This window comes from Nostoc sp. (genome assembly GCF_036917555.1).
GTDB lineage: Bacteria > Cyanobacteriota > Cyanobacteriia > Cyanobacteriales > Nostocaceae > Nostoc.
Window position 1 is genome coordinate 1 of record NZ_JBALDD010000005.1, and the last position, 22,795, is coordinate 22,795.

Annotated in this window: 18 protein-coding genes; 9 read left to right on the plus strand and 9 right to left on the minus strand. The window is 41.3% G+C overall.

Annotated features, from left to right (window positions below):
• A partial coding sequence (locus V7K60_RS01125) for an NB-ARC domain-containing protein (protein ID WP_334922266.1) occupies positions 1–3,748 on the minus strand: 3,748 nt, incomplete at its 3' end.
• A 168-nt stretch (positions 3,749–3,916) separates the two neighbouring features.
• On the opposite strand from V7K60_RS01125, the gene V7K60_RS01130 reads away from it, so the two are divergent.
• Positions 3,917–4,144, plus strand: coding sequence for a hypothetical protein (locus tag V7K60_RS01130; RefSeq protein WP_334922267.1), 228 nt, complete (start codon positions 3,917–3,919; stop codon positions 4,142–4,144).
• A gap of 152 nt (positions 4,145–4,296) precedes the next feature.
• On the opposite strand, the gene V7K60_RS01135 is transcribed toward V7K60_RS01130, so the two are convergent.
• From V7K60_RS01135 to V7K60_RS01145, 3 genes are all read right to left on the minus strand, one after another.
• Positions 4,297–6,231, minus strand: a complete 1,935-nt coding sequence (locus tag V7K60_RS01135) for an ABC-F family ATP-binding cassette domain-containing protein (protein WP_334922269.1) — start codon at positions 6,229–6,231, stop codon at positions 4,297–4,299.
• A gap of 72 nt (positions 6,232–6,303) precedes the next feature.
• Entirely contained in the window at positions 6,304–6,720 is a 417-nt protein-coding gene (locus V7K60_RS01140; RefSeq protein ID WP_292774499.1) for a DUF1824 family protein, read from the minus strand.
• 178 nt (positions 6,721–6,898) lie between these two features.
• Positions 6,899–7,747 carry a prohibitin family protein gene (locus V7K60_RS01145; protein WP_334922271.1) on the minus strand — a complete coding sequence of 283 codons (849 nt, stop codon included), beginning with the start codon at positions 7,745–7,747 and terminating at the stop codon, positions 6,899–6,901.
• Positions 7,748–8,023: 276 nt separating this feature from the next.
• Between V7K60_RS01145 and V7K60_RS01150 the strand changes: the two genes are divergently transcribed.
• The 3 genes from V7K60_RS01150 (at position 8,024) to V7K60_RS01160 (ending at position 10,620) form a co-directional block, all read left to right on the plus strand.
• Positions 8,024–9,832 (plus strand): ABC transporter ATP-binding protein, encoded by a 1,809-nt coding sequence (locus V7K60_RS01150; protein ID WP_334922273.1) that lies wholly within the window; start codon positions 8,024–8,026, stop codon positions 9,830–9,832.
• A gap of 38 nt (positions 9,833–9,870) precedes the next feature.
• Positions 9,871–10,299, plus strand: coding sequence for a beta-carboxysome assembly chaperone CcmS (gene ccmS / locus V7K60_RS01155; protein WP_334922274.1), 429 nt, complete (start codon positions 9,871–9,873; stop codon positions 10,297–10,299).
• 114 nt (positions 10,300–10,413) lie between these two features.
• A complete protein-coding gene (locus tag V7K60_RS01160) occupies positions 10,414–10,620 on the plus strand; it encodes a hypothetical protein (protein WP_334922276.1) in 207 nt (68 codons plus the stop codon).
• A gap of 157 nt (positions 10,621–10,777) precedes the next feature.
• Here V7K60_RS01160 and V7K60_RS01165 read toward each other — a convergent pair whose 3' ends face one another.
• From V7K60_RS01165 to V7K60_RS01175, 3 genes are all read right to left on the minus strand, one after another.
• Complete coding sequence (locus V7K60_RS01165; RefSeq protein WP_334922278.1) at positions 10,778–12,997, minus strand: tetratricopeptide repeat protein; 2,220 nt, start codon at positions 12,995–12,997, stop codon at positions 10,778–10,780.
• Between the two features lie 75 nt (positions 12,998–13,072).
• On the minus strand, positions 13,073–13,507 hold the full coding sequence (locus tag V7K60_RS01170) for a hypothetical protein (RefSeq protein WP_334922279.1): 435 nt from the start codon (positions 13,505–13,507) through the stop codon (positions 13,073–13,075).
• 109 nt (positions 13,508–13,616) lie between these two features.
• Positions 13,617–14,999 carry a cytochrome P450 gene (locus V7K60_RS01175; protein ID WP_334922281.1) on the minus strand — a complete coding sequence of 461 codons (1,383 nt, stop codon included), beginning with the start codon at positions 14,997–14,999 and terminating at the stop codon, positions 13,617–13,619.
• Between the two features lie 286 nt (positions 15,000–15,285).
• Here V7K60_RS01175 and V7K60_RS01180 point away from each other — a divergent pair, with 286 nt between their 5' ends.
• Together V7K60_RS01180 and V7K60_RS01185 are read left to right on the plus strand one after the other, a co-directional pair.
• Positions 15,286–15,918, plus strand: a complete 633-nt coding sequence (locus V7K60_RS01180; protein WP_194044647.1) for a ParA family protein — start codon at positions 15,286–15,288, stop codon at positions 15,916–15,918.
• Positions 15,919–15,920: 2 nt separating this feature from the next.
• On the plus strand, positions 15,921–16,667 hold the full coding sequence (locus V7K60_RS01185) for a hypothetical protein (RefSeq protein WP_334922283.1): 747 nt from the start codon (positions 15,921–15,923) through the stop codon (positions 16,665–16,667).
• Positions 16,668–16,746: 79 nt separating this feature from the next.
• Here V7K60_RS01185 and V7K60_RS01190 read toward each other — a convergent pair whose 3' ends face one another.
• Both V7K60_RS01190 and V7K60_RS01195 read right to left on the minus strand, forming a co-directional pair.
• Positions 16,747–17,805 (minus strand): acyltransferase family protein, encoded by a 1,059-nt coding sequence (locus tag V7K60_RS01190; RefSeq protein ID WP_334922285.1) that lies wholly within the window; start codon positions 17,803–17,805, stop codon positions 16,747–16,749.
• 533 nt (positions 17,806–18,338) lie between these two features.
• Positions 18,339–19,232, minus strand: coding sequence for an alpha/beta fold hydrolase (locus V7K60_RS01195; RefSeq protein ID WP_334922288.1), 894 nt, complete (start codon positions 19,230–19,232; stop codon positions 18,339–18,341).
• A gap of 284 nt (positions 19,233–19,516) precedes the next feature.
• On the opposite strand from V7K60_RS01195, the gene V7K60_RS01200 reads away from it, so the two are divergent.
• The 3 genes from V7K60_RS01200 (at position 19,517) to V7K60_RS01210 (ending at position 22,570) form a co-directional block, all read left to right on the plus strand.
• On the plus strand, positions 19,517–19,828 hold the full coding sequence (locus V7K60_RS01200) for a carbon dioxide-concentrating mechanism protein CcmK (protein ID WP_334922289.1): 312 nt from the start codon (positions 19,517–19,519) through the stop codon (positions 19,826–19,828).
• Positions 19,829–19,913: 85 nt separating this feature from the next.
• Complete coding sequence (locus V7K60_RS01205) at positions 19,914–20,261, plus strand: carbon dioxide-concentrating mechanism protein CcmK (protein WP_334922291.1); 348 nt, start codon at positions 19,914–19,916, stop codon at positions 20,259–20,261.
• 1,121 nt (positions 20,262–21,382) lie between these two features.
• Positions 21,383–22,570: a HetZ-related protein 2 gene (locus tag V7K60_RS01210; protein WP_334922293.1), complete on the plus strand. Its 1,188-nt coding sequence runs from the start codon at positions 21,383–21,385 to the stop codon at positions 22,568–22,570.
• Positions 22,571–22,795: the final 225 nt, after the last annotated feature.

Genomic DNA, 22,795 nt, shown 5'->3' on the forward strand with positions numbered 1-22,795 from the left:
TCAAGGCGTTGGCACGAGAAGACTCATCCTGAATCGCCCTTGCTACTGCTAAGGCTTCTGAAAATAACTCTGGTGGCAGATTCTTAGCTAAGGCAGTCAAGGCGTTGGCACGAGAAGACTCATCCTGAATCGCCCTTGCTACTGCTAAGGCTTCTGAAAATAACTCTGGTGGCAGATTCTTAGCTAAGGCAATCAAGGCATAGGCGCGAGAAGACTCATTCTGAATCGCCCTGACAGCAGCAAGCGCTTCTGGCAAAATTTCTGGCAGATTCTTAGCTAAGGCAGTCAAGGCGTTGGCATGAGAAGACTCATTTTGAATCGCCCTGACAGCAGCAAGCGCTTCTGGCAAAATTTCTGGCAGATTCTTAGCCAAGGCAGTCAAGGCGTTGGCACGAGAAGACTCATCCTGAATCGCCCTGACAGCAGCAAGCGCTTCTGGCAAAATTTCTGGTGGCAGATTCTTAGCTAAAGCAGCCAAGGTGTAGGCACGAGAAGACTCAGACTCAATCGCTTTGGCAACAGCAAGCGCTTCTGGCAATAATTCTGGTGGCAGGTTCTCTGCTAAGGCACTTAAGGCTATGGTACGATAATCCTCAGACTGAATAACCCTGGCAGCAGCAAGGGCTTCTGGCATTAACTCTGGTGGCAGGTTTTCTGCTAAAGCACTCAAAGCATAGCTACAAAATCTGTCATGCTGAATTGCTTTAGCAGCAGCAAGAGCTTCTGGCATTAACTCTGGTGGCAGTTTCTTAGCTAAGGTACTCAAGGCATACACACAAAATCTTTCATCATGAATTGCCCTGGCGGCAGCAAGAGCTTCTGGTAAAACTTCTGGCAGTTTTTGTCCTAAGGCAATTAAGGCATTTGCACGAAAATACTCATGCTGAATCGCTTTAGCAGCAGCAAGGGCTTCTGGCAATGATTCTGGTGGCAATTTCTGTACTAACGCACTCAAGGCATTTGCACGAGAATCCTCATCTTGAATCGCTTTAGCAGCAGTAAGAGCTTCTAGTAAAACTTCTGGCAGTTTTTGTCCTAAGGCAGTCAAGGCATTGGCACGAGAATCCTCATCCTGAATTGCTCTGACAGCAGCAAGGGCTTCTGGTAAAACTTCTGGCAGTTTTTGTCCTGAGGCAGTCAAGGCATTGGCACGAGAATCCTCATCCTGAATTGCTCTGACAGCAGCAAGGGCTTCTGATAAAACTTCTGGCAGTTTGTCAGCTAAAGCACTCAAGGCTATGGCACGAGGATACTCATCCTGAATCGCCCTGGCAGCAGTAAGGGCTTCTGGTAAAACTTCTGGCAGTTTGTCAGCTAAGGCACTCAAGGCTTCGGCACGAGGATACTCATTCTGAATTGCCCTAGCAGCAGCAAGGGCTTCTGGTAAAACTTCTGGCAATTTGTCAGTTAAGGCACTTAAGGCTATGGCACGAGGATACTCATTCTGAATTGCCCTAGCAGCAGCAAGGGCTTCTGGTAAAACTTCTGGCAGTTTGTCAGTTAAGGCACTTAAGGCTATGGCACGATAATCCTCAGACTGAATAACCCTGGCAGCAGCAAGGGCTTCTGGCAATATATCTGGCAGTTTGTCAGCTAAGGCACTTAAGGCTATGGCACGATAATCCTCAGACTGAATAACCCTGGCAGCAGCAAGGGCTTTTTGCAGTGCTAATTCTTGAAGATTTGGTGTTAAATAATTGACTAGTTTTGTCAGCGAGTCAATTTTCTCTTGTGGTTCTGGTTTTTGCAGGGCATAAGCTAGTCCTTGTTCGGAAGTCCACATCTTGTTTTTGACCAACGCTACTAGCAGATTTGCTGGTAAATTAGCTGCCAAACTATTTAGAGATGCCGTAATCAAAGCATAACGACACTGCAAGCTTAGTGTTGATTCAGTCCGATTCGCTTCTGCTAGTTCCCAAGCACGAGAAATATCTGTGATGTAACCGCCAGTTTCTCCCAATTTCTCCCGCGCTTCATACCAGCCATTGCTTCCAGTTGCAGACTCTTCCCGCAATAACTGGTCAATCTCTTCTAACTGTCCAGCCTTTTCCAAATGCCAAACTAAATACTGATAAATGTAACCATCATCGAGTAAAGTATGCCATAAACCATTCTGGGTTTTCTGCCGATATTTCTCCAACAAACCAGCGTGAACATCAGCAAGGTTTAAACCCAACCCAGCCAAATCTCCTGGGCGCTTTGGCTGGGAGGGAGCAGTTAACAAATTACAAGCTAAATCGTGGAATAAGTCATGTAAGCGATAGGTAGGCATACCATCAGCAAGCGGTACTCCTGTTAATAGCAATGCTTTATTCCGTAAATATTGCAACATCTTGGCAGCATCACGCTTATCCATCTGCCACAGCGTTGCCGCCATCATCTTATTAATGTTGACATCCTCCGGCAACACCCCTAACCAAGAGAAATGCTGCTGCTTTTCTGGTGGCATTCTCTTGACACTCAAATTTAATGATGCAGTTAAACTCAGGCGTTTTAAACTAGCCTCATCAGTAATTTCTTCGGCTTCCGGTCGGTCAAAACTTGTTAATCTGGCTACTTCTTGCTGAATATCCGCCAACAGTTCATTCCAAGTCGTACCACAGGCAACTTCGGCGGCTGCGAGTTCCAATGCTAGGGGAAGATAACCAACGCCTTTGGCTAGATTTTCTGCTGAGTGACGTTCTGTGCCTGTAATCTCGCGTCTTAATTTCTTCGTCAGCAATTCCATTGCCTGCTCTGGTTTCATTATATCCAGACTGTAGGTGCTGGCTGCTAAGGCATCGGCAATGTGACCTTCACGAGTAGTTACTAAAACTTGACAACGCGCCCCACCAAAATTAAACGCTTGTGCATCTTCGGTATTCCAAGCATCATCTACCACCAGCAACACAGCTTTGTCATAAAGCAGAGTCCGCAAATGCGAGGAAGTTGCTTCAACACTTGTAGGCTTAAAGCTATAGTCTCCTAATGCTTGCACCCAGCCACTAAGTAAAGCCAGCACATTGGGTTGTTGACCTAATGTTGCCCAAAGAATGCCATCACAAAAACGAGTTTGTACCTCTGCATCATGGGCTAAAGCCGCAGCTAAAGTAGATTTGCCCACCGAACCCAAACCGTGAATCGCAGTAATTACTAAAGTGCGACTATCAGACGATGAACCATTTAAAAGACGAGTCTTTAAATCATCGCTGTACTCTGGGCGTTCCACAAAGTACGTAGGTAAAGGTGGCGCTTGAAATATTTGTATGTGACCTAACCCCCTAACCCCCTTCCCTACAAGGTAAGGGGGAACATTCAAAGCCTCTCTCCCTGTGGGGGAGAGGTTTGGAGAGGGGTTATTTAATTTCGATTTCTTTGGTCTTTTCTTTTCCCACGCTTCATCAAACCCTTTCAGGTTCTTCTCTCTATCCTTTGACCATAGCTTTAAAGTAAAGCGCCACTCATCAGAACCTTGAGTTTGGAGACGGTTATCTTCCAGAATCTTCAAAAAATCCTTCAGCAAATTCAGCGCTTCTCGAATTTGCACTTTAGTTAACTTGCCAGGATATTTGTCTTTTTGCGTCAGCAAATCTAACGCAACTAACGTAGTTTGCACAGTCAGCTTGGGATTAGCGCTGTCTTCTTCTTTCCAGTCGTACTCAATTTTAAAGCTACCGTCCTCAAATTCTCCATTGACAAAACAAAGCAACGCCTCTAGCAGACGCTTGACTCGCTTTTGAATCTGAGGCCCATAGGTAATTCGTGGCATTACATCCAAAAAATTGAGTAAGAAGTTTGGGGCTACCCCATATTGAAACTACCACCCCAAACTCATGTAATCCAGATTCTAAGGCATTTTCAGCAATATTAGGGTATTTGCTTAGGGAGACAACCCCAAAGAGAACCTGTATCTATCAACTCTTTGGGGTACAAACAAATGCAAGGCAAGCGTCAAAATATTCTCGGTAAAACCATTGCTTTGTTGCTGGCAATGCAACTATTCTTGATTGGTTTACAAGCTAAAAGCCGGATTGACCAAGGTAACTCAACCCTTGAGGCGTTGATTTGGATGACTCAACAATATATTTCAGTACTGGTTAAAATCCGTAGCTTGCAGGATAAAAAGGAGAAAAACGATTCTCCAAAGCTCAAAAGTAAAAGATGAAATCGTAGGTGTGTTAACGAAACGCCGTAACACACCTACGATGAATAAATCATCACAAAGACGCGATAAATCGCCGTCAAGACGAAAGACTAATTATTGTAAAGACGGCGATTCATCGCGTCTCTTGTCTTAATTCACGTCATGTTAAGAAATCAAGACTCCATCTCAGCCAATTCTAACCACCGTTCAGTCGCCACATCGATCGCTTGCTTAAGATTTTCCACTTGATTATAGAGTTTCTGCACTTCGCTATAATTTCCCGGTGAGACATTCGCTAGCGTTTTCTCCGTTTCCGCTTTCTCAGCCTCTAACTCGGCAATTTTACCTTCCAACTGCTCAAATTCCTTTTTCTCCCAATTGGATAACTTACGCCGCTTGGTATTCTCTACATCCTTGGCTGAAGCCGCACCATTTTGGACTTCAGCATTTTTGGGCTTCTCCTTCTCCTTAGTAGTAGCAGCCTGTTGCTGTGCCTCTTGAGCCTTCTTATAGTCCAGATAAATCGAGTAATTACCTGGATATTGCCGGAGATTACCACCTTCTTCAAAGGAAAATACTGTATCGATGGTGCGATCAAGAAAGTAGCGATCGTGAGAAACTACAATTACACACCCGACAAAATTTTCTAAATAATCCTCTAATACTGTTAATGTCTGAACATCTAAATCATTTGTCGGTTCATCTAAAATCAAGACATTGGGCGCACTCATCAAAACCCGCAACAGAAATAAACGGCGTTTTTCACCACCAGAAAGTTTATTAATTGGGGCATACTGCTGATTACCAGGAAACAAAAACCGCTCCAACATTTGAGAAGCAGTAATTTGAGTCCCATCAGTAACTTTGATAAATTCTCCTTCTTGTTTGATGTAGTCAATCACGCGCTGATTTTCGTTTAAGGCTGTGAGCAATTCTTCAGAATGCTGGTCAAAATAACCGATGTGAATTGTAGTACCAATTTCTGCAATACCTGAATCTGGTTTAATTTGACCAGTAATAATATCCATTAAAGTGGATTTACCAGCACCATTAGCGCCAATAATGCCGATGCGGTCTTCTGGGCTAAATTCGTAGGTAAAATTATTAATCAGGGTACGTCCATTGTATGCTTTAGAAATGTTATCTAATTCAATAACCTTTTTGCCAATGCGACGACCAACTGTCGAAATATCAACTTTACCCTGAACTTGTTTAAATTCAGTATCCCGCAGGGCGTGAGCGCGGTCAATTCTCGCTTTTTGCTTAGTACTTCTGGCTTTCGGCCCTTTTTTGAGCCATTCCAACTCGCGGCGCAATAAGCCTTGGTGTTTACGTTGACTACTTACGGCAGATTCTTCAGCTAAAGCTTTCTTTTCCAGGTAATATGAGTAGTTACCTGTATAAGTGTAAATGTCGCCTCGGTCAATTTCAATGATCCGATTGGTAACGCGATCTAGAAAGTAGCGATCATGGGTAATCAGAAAAAGTGCGCCGCGATAGCGATTTAAATAACTTTGTAACCATTCTACAGAAAGAGCATCAAGATGGTTTGTCGGTTCATCCATGAGCAAAGCATCTGGTTCTGATAGCAAGGCTGATGCTAAAGCAATGCGCTTGCGATAACCTCCAGATAAAGTACTTATCTTGGCATCAAAGTCAGAAATTCCTAATTTTGTGAGGATGATTTTGGCATTAGTTTCTAGTTCCCAAGCACCACTCGTATCCATCCGTTGCATCACCACAGAAAGGCGAGACATCAGTTGACTATCATCTGGATAGTGAACCAATTTATCAGAAAGTTCTTCATACTCGCGTACTAAAGCTGTATGTTCGCCACTGTCCGCGAAAACTTGCTCTAAAACTGTGTGATTTTCATCTAAATCTGGCTGCTGGGGTAAGTAGATAATTCTAGAACCGGAGTTAATTAAAATTTGACCGCTATCTATCGATTCTAGCCCAGCGATCATTTTTAATAAGGTTGATTTACCAGAACCATTAGTACCAATTAATCCAACTTTATCGGTAGTATCAAGGCTAAAGCTAGCATCTTTTAAAATTTCCTTGATGCCAAAGTCTTTTTTTACTGATTGTAGTGTAATAATACTCATAAGATTGAAGTCATTAATTATTTTTCATTAGTGAGTAGGTAAGGTATTTGCCTTACCTACATTCGCCGAATTCTATACAAATAAGTCCAAGGGAAGGTGTCCATACATTTCGTTGATTCCATCTTCGTCATAAGACTGGCAAGATACTAATACACCACGATGATGTCCATCATAGGAATCAAGATAACACAAGCCATTTTTACCATTTAATTTGATATAAACTGGACCTTCGGGTGTAAGTAAATTATTTGGTGGTTCATAACCCAAAGCCAGAGAATAGGTTTTCATCGCCAATATTCCTTCTTCTGCTGTATCAGCACAAATTCCTAAAATTTGGTAATCAGTAAGCTTAGTGAGCAAAATTAAGGCATTACGAATTACTACTTTTTCTGATGAGTTGAGGATAGGGGCAATGTCTAGACAGTTGAATTTATTCAGTAATTTTTTCGCTTCTTCGGCAGTGAGATTCTGAGGATTAGGGGTTGACATAAACTTCGACTATTATCTTGTTGGTTTTTCTGTGGTGTTTGAGTTGGCACTGTCACAACTTATACCATTTTGAATTTTAGATTTTGAATTGGGAATAGTCCAATGTATTGTAAAATTTGTCTGAGGTCAGAGCAAATTCCATAACTTTAGAGCTTGTTATCTTATGCCCACTTCCCTTCTACGGTTGATTTTGGACATTCCCAAGGTTGAATATGAAGGGTACGCCATTTTTTGAGTCACTACCCATAACCAGGACTTTCGGCATCTGAGCGCCGCCAGTCTTCCAAGCTTCAATTGCTTCTTTTTGGAGAACCAACTGTCCTCCTTGGGCTTTGAGTGTTTCTGCTAATAGTCTTTGAGCTTCTGCCCTACCTTTGGCACGATTCACATCTGCTTGGGCTTCTTGTTCTGCTTCCCGTGCTACATAAACAGCTCTTTGCGCCCGTTGTTCAGCAATTTGTTTTTCTTCGACGGCTCTGGCAAATTCTGGTGAGAATGCTAAATCAACTACGCTAGTATCTAACACAATTATCCCATATTTGTCTAAGCGATCGCCTAAGGCATTATCAAAGTCTTCTTTCAATTCACTTCTTTTGGTAATCGCTTCTTCTACTGTTCTTCTAGCTGCGGCAATTTTAAATGCTTCTTGTGTTTGGGGCGCAATGATTTTTGATACTATATTCGCTAATGTTCCTTGTTTTCTTCTAACTTCAACTACCTTTATCGGATCGAGGCGAAAGTTAATTGCAAATCTTGCAGATAAATTTTGCAAATCTTTAGTAGAACTTTCTGCTGGGACTTCAAATTTTTGCACTGTTAAATCATACACATCTATTACAGTGATAAAAGGCGGTTTTACATGAATACCTTCCAATAAAGCGCCATCTCTCGCTTTACCCAAGATGCTGATTACTCCTGCTTGTCCTGGGTTAATAATGATAAAGGAATTTAGCCCAATAATCACTAGTATTGCTAACACAATTCCGAAAACTGTGGTTTGCCAATTGCCCAATTGCTGATTTTTCAAATTCCTCTCTCCAATATGAGTGCTGAGTGCTGTTAGCGGATAGCTAAGGTTTAGCCCGTGCTGAGTTAGGAGTTAGGGGTGATTATTCTACTTATTGCCTCCTTTTCCCAGTCTCCAGTCCCCAATTCCCGGTCCCTAGTTTTGCTTTGACTTGAATAAACTCAGTTACTAGTTTAAGTTTCTCATTAGTCTGTCTGAATCAATCTTCTGACTCAGGACTTAGGACTCAAGACTTTGTTCCGTGGTAATATCAGTCACACGAAACCGCAAAAAGCCGTGGCTACTGCATTAAAATTTCATCGGGTATCAAGAAGGCGTAAACATTCAACGCATCCTCTCCAGCGTTTGCTTGAGTATGGACACCAGTATCGTAAACAAATTTGGCTGGCGACTACTTATTCTACCCTCAATAAATTTTTCGATTTAGCACCACCTGGCTTAATTGGCATTGCAGTGGATGTAGTAGTCAAGCAGCAGGATTCCATAATTGCACAGTTAGGGGTACGCGATGTCTTTGGACAATTTTTGATTATTTCCTTCCTGACTGTAATCATTTGGATACTAGAATCTGTTTTTGAGTACGCCTACGCTCGACTTTGGCGGAATTTGGCTCAGAATATTCAGCATGACTTGCGTTTGGATGCATACAAACATTTGCAAGAGTTGGAATTGGCTTATTTTGAAGAACGCAGTACTGGCGGTTTAATGTCTATCCTCAGTGATGATATTAACCAATTAGAGCGGTTTTTGGATGGGGGAGCAAATGATATCATCCAAGTTTCTGCAACGGTTCTAATTATTGGTGCTGCTTTCTTTATTTTGGCTCCTAGTGTAGCGTGGATGGCTTTGTCTCCGATGCCATTCATCCTCTGGGGTTCTTTTGCCTACCAACGACTACTTGCGCCTCGCTACGCTGATGTGCGAGAAAAGGTAGGTTTTCTCAATTCGCGGTTGTCAAACAATATCAGCGGAATTACTACTATTAAAAGCTTCACATCTGAAGCTTATGAAGCCTCTCGTTTGGAATTAGATAGTGACGCTTATCGCCGCAGTAATAGGAAGGCAATTACTCTTTCTGCTGCTTTTGTCCCGCTAATTAGGATGCTAATTTTGGTGGGTTTCACGGCATTACTTTTGTATGGCGGGATGGCAGCGGTTTCTGGAGAAATGTCTGTAGGTACTTACAGCGTATTAGTGTTTTTAATCCAGCGATTGCTGTGGCCTTTAACAAGATTAGGCGAAACATTTGACCAATATCAAAGGGCAATGGCTTCTACTAATCGAGTTATGAATTTATTGGATACTCCTATCGCTATTCATACAGGTGATGTGGCGTTACCTGTGAATGAAGTACGCGGTGAAGTGCAATTTAACAATGTTTATTTTGCCTATAAAGATAGATTTCCAGTAATTAAAAATCTGTCTTTGGATATTCCGGCGGGGAAAACTATTGCAATTGTCGGTTCAACTGGTTCTGGTAAAAGCACTTTAGTCAAACTTTTGTTGCGGTTATACGAAGTGCAAGCTGGAAGCATTACTCTCGACGGCATTGATTTGCAAAGTTTAAATTTGCAGGATTTGCGCCGCTGCATTGGTTTGGTGAGTCAAGATGTCTTTCTATTTCATGGCACTGTAGCGGAGAATATTGCTTATGGTAGCTTTGAGATTACAGAGCAAGAAATTATCACGGCGGCGAAGATAGCCGAGGCGCACGAATTTATTATTGAATTGCCCGAAGGTTATGAGACAATTGTGGGGGAAAGAGGACAAAAGTTATCTGGTGGACAAAGACAACGGATTGCGATCGCCCGTGCAGTCTTAAAGAATCCCCCGATTCTGATTTTAGATGAGGCTACCTCGGCGGTGGATAATGAGACAGAAGCAGCAATCCAGCGATCGCTCGAACGGATTACAGTAGATAGAACTACAATTGCGATCGCTCATCGTCTTTCCACCATCCGCAATGCCGATTGCATTTATGTCATGGAACATGGGAAATTAGTAGAGTCGGGAACCCACGAGCAATTGCTGGAGAAAGACGGTATTTATTCCGGCCTCTGGCGTGTACAGTCAGGTTTAAGATAAGTTTCGCCCCTTCTTTGTCACTCAATTACGAACTATTTATGTTTTTTGGTAATAGTCAGCCAGAATCAGGTGATAACAAGTGGCGTCGCCAGTTGGATAAGTTTGTCAAAGCAAATCAGCAAGAATTGGCGGCGCTGTTTTGGGGATTGTGGTTAGCAAATGGTGACAGTCAGGGTACTGTTGGTATTGATTTGCAACCAACGCCGCATTTTGTTTATTGTCCGAAAGAGCAGATAGAGAATTTAAATAATAAGGTTGATAATCGGCTTCAGGAAATTTTGGGAATTGTCGAGAATCACAAGCCGGAAATGGAAGTTGTGATGATTGGAATTGGGAAGGGGGAAATTAAGTTAATTCAGTTTGCACCGGAACCAGCACCACCAATTTGTTTTGAGCAAGCTGGTAAAGACGTAAATGGGTTATTGGATGTGCTGGAAGAGAGGATGAAGAAAGAGATTGTTTTTTAACGCAGTAAGGACGCTGAGAAAAGCACCATTCAAAATGGTATCCAAGTAGAAAGAGTTTTGAGTGGATATCGAGATTTTGAAGATATTTTTCACGAGAATCAGGACATCAAAGCGATGCCTTTTTATGTCGAAGATGCTCTACGTAGCTTGCTTCCTCATAGGGATACAGCAACGGCAAAGCCGAACGCAATTATATTCATCTCTCAATCTTCCCAGGCAACATCATTTTACATTCTGAACAAGAGCGATCGCCCTCAGAACACCATCATTCCACCTCAGAACAAGAACATTCTCGTTTGGAACAGGAACATTCTCACTTGAAACAAGAATATTCTCGTTGAAAACAGGAACGTTCTCACTTGGAACAGGAACATTCTCATTTGAAACAGAAACGTTCTTGTTTTAAACATGAAACTTCGAGTTCAGAACAGGAAACTTGGAGATAAAAGCTTGATTGATGAGGTTGGGAACTTAAATTTTACTGTGGTGGCGGGAGGCGATCGCGTAAATATTCTAAATTACCACGCACAGCCACAGTATTGGGATGATTCACTCCTAACCTATGCTCAAAAATATCTAAAGCTTGGATATAAAGGGGTTCAGCTTCGCTGTATCTGCCTTGGGATTTGTAAAGTAATGCTAGATTGTTTATGCTTTTGGCGACATCAGGATGTTTTTCCCCCAGCATTTTGCGCCTGAGTGAGCATACTTGGATGTACAAGGGTTCGGCTTCGCTGTATCTACCTTGGGAGTCGTAGAGTGCCGCAAGGTTATTGAGGCTAGAGATAAAAGAGGGATGTTCTCCTCCTAGTAACTTGCGCTTGAGTACCAATGCTTGAATTAACAAGGGTTCGGCTTCGCTGTTTTTACCTTGGGAGTAGTAGAGTGCCGCAAGGTTGTTGAGGCTTTGTCCAACATCGGGATGTTCTTCTCCCAGTAGTTTGCGTCTGAGTTCCAAAGCTTCAATGAAAATGGGTTCAGCTTCGCTGTATCTGCGTTGGGAATAGTAGAGTGCTGCTAGGTTGTTGAGGCTAGAGGCAACATCGGGATGTTTTTCCCTGAGCAGCTTGCGCGTGAGTGCTAATCCTTGGATGAACAACGGTTCAGCTTCGCTGTATCTGCTTTGAGAAATGTAGAGTGCCGCGAGATTGTTGAGGCTGGTAGCGACATCAGGATGTTCTTCTTCTAGAAGTTTACGCCAGAGAGCCAAAGCTTCTATGTACAAAGGTTCGGCTTCGCTGTATCTGCCTTGGGATTTGTAGAGATGCGCGAGGTTGTTGAAGCTAGAGGCGACATCACGATGTTCTTCGCCTAGCAGCTTGAGCCTGAGCGCCAATGCTTGGATAAACATGGGTTCAGCTTCGCTGTATTTGCCTTGGGAATCATACAGTGCCGCGAGATTGTTAAGGCTGGTAGCGACATCAGGATGTTCTTCTCCCAAGCGTTCTTTAGTGATTTTTAAACACTCGTTATACCAATGTGCGGCTTTGTCATACAACCCTTGACCATTGTAAAACAGAGCGTTGCCAACGAATACCCAAGTTAAATTTTCATCGCTGACGTATTGAATCTGATTATTTGCTACTTCTGTTATGTGAGGTATGGCTTGGGAAACAGCCTTGATTTGCTCAAGTGTAAGGGTTTGAGGAATCTGCTTGGCAACTGCTACCATTACCTCGCAAAGCGATCGCTTTAATTCCTCTGCCTGTTCTAAACCTGTAAGCTGATATTGGAAAAACTCGCGTAACAGTGGATGCAATTGGTAAACTCCCTCATCTTTACGCTGGAGTAAATGCAAATTCAATAACTTCTCATCCCGAATTTCCTCTAACTCTTCCTCATCTGACTCTGGTAAACACTGTTCCACCAAATCCCAAGATATAGGCGCGGCGGCAAATAAACTCAATAAACAGCCCAATTGCTTGTCATCGTCGTTTAATTCTTGCCAACTCAACTCAAAGGCTGCTAACACACCCCGTTGTGCTGTCATGTCGCCTTCTGGTTTATCCAAGGCGGATTGTTCTAATCGCTTTTTCTCCAACCGTCGCAACATTTCTGTTAAAGAGAGGTCTTGTTTGCGCTTGAGATATCGCCCCACTAATTCCAAACCCAAAGGCAAATATCCCAACCACTCACACAACTGATTTGCAACAGCTAATTCTTGCTCAATTCGCTGTGGTGTTTCTTTAAAAAATGACTTTAATAACTCCAGCGCCGCTTCTGGTTGCAATACATCCAGGGATAATTGCTTAATAGATGCTCCTAAGTATTGGCGCGTGGTAATCAACACTTTAAACCGGGAAGATGAGGAGGGTAAATAAGGCTTAACCTGCTGATATTCCCCAACATCGTCTAACACTAGCAGCACATCGCCCTCCTCACGCCAATTCCGAAAGCAATATTGCACTTGCGCGAGTAATTTTTGGTTAGGATCGTCTGTTAAATTATCTGGTGGATTTAAATCAAAATGAGTTTTAGCAAACTGCACAACTTGAATGCCCACATCACCAGATTTTGCCAGCAACCAGCAAATTCCACCCTTGTAAGTTTCGCGGTGATTCCTGGCATATTGTAGGGCAAGTTCAGTTTTACCAACTCCACCCATGCCAGCAACAGCAGCTATTATCACCTGTTCATTTTCCTGCAAAAGCTGGTGGAGATTTTGCAATTCCACTTCACGTCCAACAAACTCCACCACCCCACTTAAGGGTAAATTTTGCGGTATTTCGGTAGCGAGATTTGACTTTACCTGTTCTCCTCCAGGCGAATGCAGTCAGAAAATATTAGTACCAGTGAAAATATTTCCTTGAATGACGTTTTTAATAGACTCAGCTAACTTTGTAGAATTGATGATAGTTGCTGGTTGTGAGTTAAGCTCATTTGCTAAAGCTTTGACTTTTGACGCTACTTGAGGATCGGTGTTTACGGCTGCTTCCACGTTCCGCACTGATTGAGCAATTTCGGTATCTGTGTCTGCTGCGGCTTTCAACTCCAGTACCGCTTTACCATAATCTAACGGCTGCTGTGTATTTTCTGGTGTCGCCTGTGCTAATAAGGGCAACTTATTTTTATTACGTAGCTGTGCGATTAATTTACCGCTTGCTTCTAACCCTACTTCCCCAAGCTTTTCGCCAGTTTTTTCTAAGGCTTTAGTTAAAACTATAGTAGCGATCGCAGTTGCTACAGCCGTTAGTGTTACAGGTTCCATAATTATTATGAATAACAACCGAAATTCCACTGAAAGCTATTCTAGCCTAGTCTGATTGCCACATTATTACCCCATAGTAGGGTGGGATTAAAATGCCCACCCTACTTATTTAAACTAACGCTGGTGTATTTGCACGCTTAACTTGAGGTGTTGCAACCATCCTCATTCCAGCTGGTGCGGCTAAAGTTAACCCACGACGCACAGGACGCACGGGACGTTTATTCACTAGCGAAACTTGAAATTCTGACAAAACAGTTGCTAAGACAATTTTCATTTCATACTGGGCAAATGCCATCCCAATACAGCGACGATTACCGCCACCAAAGGGCAAATATTCATAAGGTGAATATTGTCTTCTTAAAAAGCGTTGTGGTTTGAACTGCTTGGATTGTGGGTAAACTTCTTCCCGATGATGCGCTAAATAAATACTGGGGACTATTACCGTTCCCTCTCGCAGTTCGTAGCCCATAATTGTAATTGGGGTTTTCACAATCCGGGGGAAAGCAGTCATGACAATTGGGTAAAGTCGCAATGTCTCTTGGTAAACTGCTGTTAAATAAGGCAATTTAGCTACACTACTCAAATCAGCGTTAACTCCAATGGTGTTGAGTTCCAGTAACAATTTCTCACGCACCTCTGGTAAACGGTCAATCCAGTAAAAAGCCCATGTCAATGCCGAAGCGGTAGTTTCATGTCCCGCAACTAGCAGTGTCATTAACTCATCGTGTAATTCTTCATCTGACATCCCTTGACCATCGTCATAACGAGCCGCCATCATCAAACTCAGGATATCTTGGCGATTTTGTTCAGATTCAGCCCGACGTTCTCGAAGCAAAGCATAAATCAGTCGATCAATTTTTTGGCGTTGTTGCAGAACCCAGCCCCACGGACTCCACACACCGAAATCTTTTTGCATGAATTGAAAGAAGAAGGCGCTGGACATTACAGGCGAAGTGATGAAGTCTAGTAAGTCACTTAGCGATCGCTTCAGTTCCTCAAAAAGCTGTCCATCATTTAAACCAAATACAACCCGTAAAATAACACGCAAGGTGATTTCTTGCATTGACTTACGGATATTAAAAGGCTTGCCAATTTGCCATTCATTAGTCACTTGTCGGGTTATTTCCCGAATTTCCTCGCCGTAAGCCCGCATTCTTTCGCCATGAAAGGGAGGAGCTAATAATTGCCGTTGGCGCTGGTGGCGATCGCCATCCGCTAACATAAAGGAGCGATCGCCAAGTAAAAATTTTAGTCCTATGTTCCCCCTGCCAACCTCAAAATGCCTAGAATCAGCAGTAAAAATCTGCTCAAGTGCTTGGGGTTGACTAAAATATACTAGATGGTTATCCGAGCTACTACTCCTGATCGTAAAAGTGTCACCGTAGATTTGGGCAAAATCATCCACATATTTCAGTGGCTGACTAACAAACTTGATCATCCTTAGCCAGCGAGGCATTTGGGGCCCATCAGGCAAATTGTAAGTTGTTGTCATAGAACTTTGTGGAGTTGATGGCTTCTGAATTTTATTGTTACGACTTTTCATGTTATTTAGGGTTACAGAAAGCGGTATATTCATCATTGGGGACTAGAGACTGGAAACTGAGGACTGAAAAAGAAGACAAAGAGGATAATAATAACTCTTGTACAGACGCGATTAATAGAGCCAGCGCGTTGCGGGGGTTCCCCCCGTTGTAGCGACTGGCGTCGCGTCTCTACTTTTAACTCAGCACTCAGCAATCCTAATCTCAGCACTCAAAAGGCAGCATCGGAAGCAAGCAGTGCCAAAAATCATCGCTATTCTCAACGGTAAAGGAGGAGTCGGTAAAACGACTACCGCAGTCAATCTGGCTGCAAACTTTGCGAAGAAAAAAAAGGTGCTGCTGATTGATGCAGATATTCAAGGTTCTGCTAGTTGGTGGTTTGGGCGTAGTCAGCAGGGAATGGGATTTGATTTATCTCAAGAAACCGATCCCGCACTTTTAAGTGATTTAGCAAAGATAACAGGTTACGATTTAGTAGTGGTGGATACACCTCCCGCCCTGCGCTCTGAAGCATTAGTGGCGGTAGTTGCGATCGCAGATTATCTAGTTTTGCCGACACCCCCATCTGCAATGGATTTAGCAATCCTCGTGGAAACAGTCAAGGAAGCCGTCATCCCTGTGGGAACCCCCCATCGGGTATTGCTCACCAAAGTCGATACGCGCAGTCTGGGGGAAGCACAAGAAGCAAAAAACACTCTGACTCGCTTAGGTATTCCTACTTGTAATACCTTCATCCGTGCCTATAAAGCTCATGAACGAGCAGCACTAGAAGGTGTAGCGATTACTCAATGGCGAGGAGGAAATGCACGGGAGGCGGAATTAGACTACCGCCGTGCAGCTGATGAATTACAGCGTGATTGGAGAAAATAATAATGGCTAGGAAACAAAGTCTCTCTGACTTACTACAAGAAGAGGCGCAAAAATTTACACCCTCAGAAGGTGAATCTGCGATCGAAGTTACAGCTGAAAAAATTGTTGAAGAACAAGCTTCATCTGATGAAGAATCATTAGGACAACCACTTGAGCCAACTTCTACTAAGCGCACAAGTCCCACTAAAGCTGATTTAGAAGCAACTGTCAAAGAGTTGACAAGTAATCTAGAAACAAGCCACAAAAAAGAAGTATCTCTTGAACAAGAAATTACTGATTTGCAATCAAAATTATCTAAACAAAAAACCTTTGCATCCGAACAAAAATCATTACTAGAACAGCTAACAAAAGAACTTGACGAAACTAAAAAGACAGCACTGCAACTTGCAGAAGCGAATTCCAAGCTGATCGAAGAAATTAATGCTTTAAAACAAACAGCAGAAGATAATTCTAAACTTGCTGTAGCTGTCAAAGAAACTAGTGCTGTAAAACCCGTAAAAGAACAGTACAATCCATATAATTACAAAAAATCACATCTTTCATCAGAAAGATTAGCTCAAAATCAACCAGATGAGTACGCTGGTACTGTTCTCAAAGAAACTAGTGCTATAAAACCAGTAAAAGACCACTACAATCCACTTAACTACAAAAAATCACATCGGTCATCGCAACCACTAGCTCAAAATCAACCTCAAAATCAACCAAATGAGTATCCTGATAGTTCTAATGAGATGTGGTTACTTGACTAGAGTCAGTTAATCTTTGCTCCCCCAACCCTTGTAGGGAAAGGGGCTGGGGGGTTAGTTTTTTGATTGCTGAATCGTTGCTCTAGGTAACAAACTGCTTTAAACGAGTTAACCTGAATAAATAAATTGATAAAACAGTAAAAAATACAACGAAAAATCCTTCAATTATAAAGATTTTACTTAAAGGAATTCCAAAAATTCCTGTATTTATGGCAAATTGATAATGTTTAATTAGCAAGAAGAATAAGTATTGCCAGTATTTATGTAATGAAAATAAACCAAGAGAATATTTAGATAATTTTTCTACTAAGAAATTCTCTTTGATTTCCTTTAGAGAATGAAAATAACAGAAAATAGCCATTGCTCCACAAGTAATGGCGATTCTTCCATAGATACTTAAATGATAGCCATATTTACGTAAATAAATGTCATGAAACGAAAAAAGTATAAATGCTATTAGGTAGTAAAATTTAAAATGTAATAATTTATCAGGAAACTTAACTAAGTAAAAAGCTATGGGAATATAAATAATAAAATTTATTAGCCAATGATAAGGAACCCGCAAATTTAGTAAGCAACTGGCTTCAAAATAAAATAAACAAAATAATACTATTGTATAAGAAATAATTAGTCTGAAAGAATCTGATTTTATGATTTGATATAAAAAGGCCAAAATTGTCAAACAAATTAGATTAAATAGAAAATAGAAAACTGAATCACCAACAATTGGTAAGCTTGGTCTTAAGCCGATAATGATTTCCCATGAAAAATAAGGAATTTTTCTTGTAGCACTAATAAAAAATATATTCTGAACAATCACCCAAAATAAATAAATTTTAATTAACTTAGTAATTCTTTTTTGTAAGTATCTGACGCTGCCAGACTTTTGAAAAAATAAGTAAAGAGAAACAATATAAAAAATCGGAACGGCTGTTAAAGATAATTGCAGTTCAAAATTCCTTAGAATGTTAGCAAGAATAAATACAGTAACATGAGTAGAATCATTTATAATAAATTGAAATGGTCGTAAATGCCAGATTAAAACAAAAACAATGCTTAATGCTTTTAAGGCATCCAGACTATTATTTCTTTCTATTCTCATAGCTATTTCTTTATAAACTGACTTTCTAGTAAATTTCAAAATCTACACTAATGATCTGCTGTCTGTTTGAAAAACAGATTTGCGATCGCTCTAGCTACAGAGTTCCCTAAAATTATGTGAAAGTAACACTATTAAAGAAAAAAATAGTAGCTCTGACAGAAGCCATTAGCAATACAGGGTAAGCGCATCTGATTTTGTAAATATTGATACAGACAAAAAGCTTAAACTTTATCTGAATATCAATTTTTCATTCAAAATAGGACGAATTGTCGTAAATGATTGAAAAAACATGGGTCAAATAGCTTTTTATGTTTTTTTAACCACATAAAGATAAAAATGTCAATCCCACCCATTGGCTTAGTGTAGTAATTTTGAACTTATTTGTGCTTTAGGTGAATCCAAAACTACCGTGTCAATAGGGTTTGAGATGCGCTTACTCTGATTAGCAATAGATGAAAAACTTTACAGTTGGGCGTTACAGAAAAATTATTGATAGTTGTGCTGCCTTGACACGTTCTCCCAAAATACACCCAACAAGTTGCAATAGATGCATCAGATTTTTTGGGTTTCAACTACAATTCAACTCGAAAGTCTAAAATATGCTGCACGGTGATTTGTGGTTGTTCCAAGTGTGGGAGATGACCACAATCTTGAATCCAGGTGAGAGTACTGTGTGGAATTGCCCTTTTAAATTTCATGGCATCCTCAGTACCCAAAATTTTATCGGAATCGCCCCACAAAATTAGCGTTTGTTGCACAATTTGTGATATTATTTCAAATCTAAAAGCACTGTAACCACCACTTTTAGTGAAAGAAATCAGAGCTTGATGCCAACTCGGCATTTGTAAATGTAATGCCCCACAACATAGCGCATCGATAGAGGCAAGAGTTTGATTTTTATATCCAATGCGGGAAACGCGATCGCGCACCTTCATATTACTCAAAAACTGAGTTGCTAAATAATCTAATGGAGGAAACATGAATTTGCTCAATGGCGAACCACCTGCTAACCCCGCACTATCAATTAACACCAGCTTTTCTACCACTTCTGGGTAAGCCAGCGTAAAATCAATCGCTGTCGCACCCCCCATCGAAGCGCCCACCAAAATTACAGGTTGGTTAATTAGGCTTTTCCAGAAATAATAAAGATGGGTTTTAATCGCAGTTGGGCTATAGGCAATTCCTGAAAGTCTATCTGTAAATCCAAAACCCAGCAAATCCACTGCCCAAGTTTCATTATCTCCAGAAAGTAATGGCAAAAGCCGCCGAAATTCTAATACAGAACTGTCAAAGCCATGAATTAATAAAATCGGAGTTCCACCACACCCTTGCTTGACAAATGTTGTAGTAATTGGTTGATTAGTTAAAGGAGTAGTGATCGCAGTTGTTTGAATACTCCGAGCTAGTGCGATCGAGGCAGATTCTGTCAGTTGCCCAACTGCTTTAGGAAGAAAATTCGGAAACATAAATTTCAGTTTATCGTACTAGCTTGCTTCCACGCATCGGTGATTTTGTTAAACAACAAAATTACACAAACTAACACCCTGAAGTATTAATTGTAATATATAAAACATAGTCCAGCGACTATCAAAACATTCTAACTCCATACTCCCAACTCCTAACTCCTAACTCCTAACTTCCTACTCCCCCAAAAATTATGGCATCAAAGAAAGTTTACCAAAATGTCAAAATTGGGACTAAAGCCACGTACAATTAAAATCGCCTATCCCTTAATCCAGGAGCTAATGCTATGCCAATGGCCGTTGGCGTAATTGAAACTTTAGGTTTTCCGAGTGTCTTAGCAGCGGCAGATGCAATGGTTAAAGCTGGCGAAGTCACAATTGTGTACTATGGTCAAGCTGAAAGCGCTCGTTTGTTAGTCGCCGTCCGGGGACACGTTGCTGAGGTAAAAAGAGCTGTTGAAGCCGGAATTGCAGCTGGAGAGCAAGTCAAGGTTGGTGCAGTAATTACCTACTACATCGTTCCTAATCCTCCGAAAAATGTTGAAACCATATTACCAATCCATTTCACTGAAGAATCAGAACCTTTCCGCATGTTTTAAGCAATTTTGCTATCAAAATCTGTAGCGAAGCTTCGTACAATTAATTTGTAGCCCCCATATCCTTTATTCATACAGGAGATTAATAATGTCATTACAGGCAGTTGGAGCACTCGAAACTAAAGGTTTTCCTGCGGTGCTAGCAGCAGCAGATGCTATGCTCAAAGCTGGTCGAGTCACCCTCGTTGGTTATATTAGAGTAGGTAGTGCTCGCTTTACAGTTAATATTCGTGGCGATGTTTCTGAAGTAAAGACAGCTATGGCTGCTGGTATTGAAGCCGCAGAAAATGTTTTTGGCGGTACACTGGAATCCTGGGTGATTATTGCTCGTCCCCATGAAAACGTTGAAGCTGTTCTGCCAATTGCTTACACAGAACAAGTCCAACAGTATCGAGAATCTGTAGAAAGTCCCATTGTTAGATCGAACAATCGATAAATTTAACCTCCTGCGGGGGAATTCAAAATAAAAAATTCCCATAAATGAATTTAAAGAGAGTTTCTTGTCAGGCTTCTGACTATCAAAACTTTAGAGGATTACAAACTTTTCTGTTTTTAGATTTTGCATAAGTTGAATTTTGAAGCAGAGGGGAGACAACTGTCAGAGTCAATAGTCAAAACCAATATTGACTGTTGACTATTCATTTTTAGAAATATAAAAGGTTTAAGAATAACTTAGCAATATGAAAGGTGTAGTTGTGACTGAAGCTAGTTTAAAAAGATAAATTTATCTATCAATCCCTACTATCCAGAATAGCATAGACCTAGCCCGCACTTCTCTACGAGACGCTGTGCGTAGCTTGCTTCCACGTTCGCAGAGCGTGCCGTAGGCAAGTGGTACGACATGGTTCGACTCCGCTTACCAGTCGCTCAGTGACCATCGTAGACATCGCCACATAGGATACTGAGACTAATTCCATGCTATAGCTATAGTATTTATTCAAGATTTTATACAACGACTTACCAAACATCCTTTGAAAAGCTAATTACCGTATATACACTTAATTAAATAAACAAATATCACAATGTAACTTAGTAAGATTCAGTTAAAGCCCGATCCTGCTTAAAAAGCAGGGAATTCAGCCAATTTCTCAGAGGGGTTAGGGAATCTTCCAGGGCAAAATCTCATTAACATTAAGGATATTGAGATTCAACTAAATATTATACTACGTAAGGATTTGTACAGAGTTGAAACTTATACTGGTGGAATAACGTCCAACTTTGAGTTAAATTAGATTCGTTCCTCGGAATCTGTTACAAAATGTCAGATTTACCCGATCTATTTCGTGCAAAGTGTATCCTCACCACTTAAAGCAGATTTCTGTTCTCAACTAAAAAACATAACTTTACACAAAGTTTAAATTAGCACAATTCCCCAAATGCTTGATATACATTGGTTTTGGACATTTTTAACTGAAAGCAAAACATCAATGTAGAAAATTCTGCATAATTTCAATGATTCCAAACGTAATAAAAGTAGAATCACTGAGCTATTTTCATGAAATTTATGAAATTCATGAAATCTGGGGCAGCTGCCAGTTAAACAATTAGGTGGGGCGAATGGGGGTTGTGATGCAAACTTCAAAATTGAGTTTCGAGGAATGCAATCTCACTATGACAAAGGATGTGGAAAAACTAGCTCTAGATTGGCAAAAGCGCTTGGCTGTTGAATGTCCAGACCAAAATGAAGCCGCTAGGCAAAGCATTATTCTCTGGCTGTTGGGATCTGACTCAAAACGGTTCGATCTGTTTAATCCTAAAGAACTCGATATCGCCAAGCAAGCGATGGAATATCGCTGGAGGATTTTACGTCAACGCTACTTGGGGCTGGGGCGAGAACGTGCTTATCGCAACTTGATAACCCGATTGGGGAGTTTAGTAACATTACGGAATAAAATTCAGACTTGGGTTTCTCTCAGCCGCGATCGCCAGCGTAGTGTAATGGATGTATTACAAGAAGTACTCCAAGAATTACTCCAAAGCGACAGTCAGATGCAACAACAAATGGTTGATATTGCCAAATATACAACCGATAGACGATTGGGGGATGCTCTGTTATTTGCCAGTGTAGAAGAATATTGTCTGCGGCCAGTACGGAATCAACCCCTATTAGCTTACCGATTTGTGAATTATTTGCGTCGTACTCAGCGCGGTGGTTTAACTCAAGTACCCGGCCGTGACTTGGTTAGACTAGTGTCAGAAGAAGTTCTCACAGAGGACAGTGACAATCGAGTTAACTTAGTTGATAGTCAGGCGATCACAGAATATCAAGAAGCACAACAACTAGAGGAACAACAGGGGCTGCGCCAGTCAGTACAAAAAGAATTTGAAAATTATTTACAAGAAAATCTGGGAACGGAAGCAGTGGAATGGCTACGGCTGTATTTGCAAGGTAAGTCCCAGGAAGAGATCGCCAAAAAACTGAATAAGCAAACTAAAGAAGTCTACCGTCTGCGAGAAAAAATTAGTTACCATGCTGTACGTGTTTTTGCCCTCAAAGGTAATCCAGAACTCGTAGACAACTGGCTCTCAATTTCCTTGCAAGAACATAACTTGGGATTAACGCAAAACCAATGGCAACAACTTGATGAAAAATTGACTCCTCTAGGGCGGCAAATTCTAGATTTGCGGAGAGCGGGTAATTCAATAGAAGCCATAGCTGAACAGTTAAAACTCAAAATCCATCAAGTGCTAGGTGAATGGACGAAAGTTTATCTTGCAGCCCAAGCTTTAAGAACCCAGGAGTAGCCTGTAGTGGAAAATGGAGCATGGGGGAGTGGGGAGCAGAGGAGAGGAACGGGAGACAAGGAGATAAACAAAACTCAGCACTGGCTCAACCCTAGCTATCCACTAACAGCACTCTTTTGCGCAATCTTCAGTATTATCCCCAGTCCATAATCTAAAATTCATCTTCTACTTACATTTACTTAAGTATATATAATTGAAATTTTAACAATCTAACAAAGTATCTTT

What these genes read in the sequence shown, in the direction of transcription:
- V7K60_RS01185 (WP_334922283.1), top strand. Translation starts at nt 15,921, where the DNA reads ATGGCTAGGAAACAAAGTCTCTCTGACTTACTACAAGAAGAGGCGCAA.
- ccmS (WP_334922274.1), top strand. Translation starts at nt 9,871, where the DNA reads ATGTTTTTTGGTAATAGTCAGCCAGAATCAGGTGATAACAAGTGGCGT.
- V7K60_RS01195 (WP_334922288.1), bottom strand. Translation starts at nt 19,232, where the DNA reads ATGTTTCCGAATTTTCTTCCTAAAGCAGTTGGGCAACTGACAGAATCT.
- V7K60_RS01175 (WP_334922281.1), bottom strand. Translation starts at nt 14,999, where the DNA reads ATGACAACAACTTACAATTTGCCTGATGGGCCCCAAATGCCTCGCTGG.
- V7K60_RS01130 (WP_334922267.1), top strand. Translation starts at nt 3,917, where the DNA reads ATGCAAGGCAAGCGTCAAAATATTCTCGGTAAAACCATTGCTTTGTTG.
- V7K60_RS01170 (WP_334922279.1), bottom strand. Translation starts at nt 13,507, where the DNA reads ATGGAACCTGTAACACTAACGGCTGTAGCAACTGCGATCGCTACTATA.
- V7K60_RS01160 (WP_334922276.1), top strand. Translation starts at nt 10,414, where the DNA reads ATGCCTTTTTATGTCGAAGATGCTCTACGTAGCTTGCTTCCTCATAGG.
- V7K60_RS01135 (WP_334922269.1), bottom strand. Translation starts at nt 6,231, where the DNA reads ATGAGTATTATTACACTACAATCAGTAAAAAAAGACTTTGGCATCAAG.
- V7K60_RS01200 (WP_334922289.1), top strand. Translation starts at nt 19,517, where the DNA reads ATGCCAATGGCCGTTGGCGTAATTGAAACTTTAGGTTTTCCGAGTGTC.
- V7K60_RS01140 (WP_292774499.1), bottom strand. Translation starts at nt 6,720, where the DNA reads ATGTCAACCCCTAATCCTCAGAATCTCACTGCCGAAGAAGCGAAAAAA.
- V7K60_RS01210 (WP_334922293.1), top strand. Translation starts at nt 21,383, where the DNA reads ATGGGGGTTGTGATGCAAACTTCAAAATTGAGTTTCGAGGAATGCAAT.
- V7K60_RS01205 (WP_334922291.1), top strand. Translation starts at nt 19,914, where the DNA reads ATGTCATTACAGGCAGTTGGAGCACTCGAAACTAAAGGTTTTCCTGCG.